Below are 1,657 nucleotides of genomic sequence, written 5' to 3' on the forward strand. Positions count from 1 at the left end.
GCTCGGCCTGGACGATGCCCTCGACCACAGCCATTACCCCGTGCTGCACGCCGTCCGCGCCGATCTGCTGCGTCGCCTCGGCCGGACCGCCGAGTCGGCGGCGGAGTACGGCCGAGCCGCCGAGCTGGCCGCGAGCGAGACCGAGCGGGCTCATCTGGAGCGCCGCCGCCGGGAGACGGACCCGGCCGCCACATGACCCTCGTCACCAAGTCCCACCGGAATCAACCCGGGGACCCGTAAGGCCGTATTCACCTCTGGAACGCGAGAACCAGCTCACCGGCGAGGAACCGGCCGGACCGGACGCGCCCAGGACGGGCGCGGACCGGCGCGACCGCTGAGGGCGGACCCCGTCCCCCCGGTCGGGCGCGCGGCCGTGGCGCGCGGCGTCGGTATGACTACCATCGTGTAGACGGTTCGGAACGGAGACGAGGACGGGGTGATGAACGGTCCCATGACCGATGCCAAGGACGAACGCAGGCCGGCCGGCGGACTCGAAGCCGGCGTCATGGCCGCGCTGTGGGCCGCCGGCGGTCCCCAGACGCCCGGCCAGGTCCAGCTGAGCCTCGGTGCGGAACTCGCCCGTACGACGGTGACGACGATCCTCACCCGCCTGCACGACAAGGGCGTCGTCGAACGCCGGCGCAAGGGCCGCGGCTATGTGTACTTCCCGGTCCAGGCGGTCCAGGACGCCCACGGCCTCACCGCGCGCCGGATGCACAGCGAGCTGGACCGCGACAGCGACCGCGAGATCGTCCTCGCCCGCTTCGTCGCCCAGCTCAACCCGGACGACGAACGCATCCTGCGGGACCTGCTCGAATCCGACGGCTGATGACCGCACTGCTACTGCTGCCCCTGTTGCTGCCGTTCGCGCTGCCGGCGCTGGCCCGGCGGGCCCTGGACCGGCTGGCGCCGGTCGCCGCGCTCCGGGCCGTCACCGCCTGCGCCGTCGTCCTCGCCGGCTGCTCGCTGGCCGCGCTCGGCGCGTTCGTGCTGATCGGGCTGCTCAGGCTGCCGCTCTTCGCCGCGTTCGGCGAGCTGATCCACCCGCTGCGCACGGCCTCCGCCCTGATCGTCGGGCCGGCCGCCGCCACCTCGGTCGGCGTCCTCGCCGTGTGCTGCTGGACCCTCGTCCGCTCGGTGCTGCACCAGACGCGCGCCTTCCGTGCGGCCCGCACGCAGGCCGGGAACGGGCCCGCGGCCGGTGACCTGTGCGTGGTGGACTCGCCGCGTCCCGACGCCTACGCGCTGCCCGGCCGCCCGCACCGCATCGTCGTCACCACCGCGATGCTGCGCAGCCTGGACGGCCCCGAGCGGGAGGCGCTGTTCGCACACGAGCGGGCCCACAACGACGGCGGCCACCACTACTTCCTCGCCGCCGCCGAACTCGCCGCCCACTGCCATCCCGCGCTGCGGCGGGTCCGCGAGACCATCCGGCTGGCCGCCGAGCGCGCCGCCGACGAGGCCGCCGCCACCTCGGTGGGCGACCGGCGCCTGATGGCCCGGGCCATCGCCCGCGCGGCCCTCGCCGGGCACGCGGCCCGGACCGAGCGCCCCGACTTCGCCGCCGCGGCGACGACCGGCCCGGTCCCGCAGCGCGTCCAGGCCCTCCTCGCCGGCCCGCGCGCGCCCCGTACCGGCCGGGCGATCGCCGCGCTCC

The 1,657-nt window shown here is 75.7% G+C and carries 2 protein-coding genes and 1 pseudogene; all 3 read left to right on the forward strand.

Annotation, left to right across the window (positions count from 1 at the left end; translation table 11 throughout):
• A pseudogene (locus tag ACWEN3_RS46300) lies at positions 1-196 on the forward strand (DUF6596 domain-containing protein); the annotation flags it as partial.
• A 255-nt stretch (positions 197-451) separates the two neighbouring features.
• The gene (locus tag ACWEN3_RS46305; protein ID WP_452984429.1) at positions 452-829 is read left to right on the forward strand and encodes a BlaI/MecI/CopY family transcriptional regulator; all 378 of its coding nucleotides are present in this window, start codon (positions 452-454) and stop codon (positions 827-829) included.
• Positions 829-1,657: M48 family metalloprotease (locus ACWEN3_RS46310; RefSeq protein WP_452984431.1), on the forward strand; the 829-nt coding region annotated here is incomplete at its 3' end. The genes ACWEN3_RS46305 and ACWEN3_RS46310, both read left to right, overlap by 1 nt.

The sequence above is a fragment of the Streptomyces sp. NPDC004561 genome (assembly GCF_053602155.1).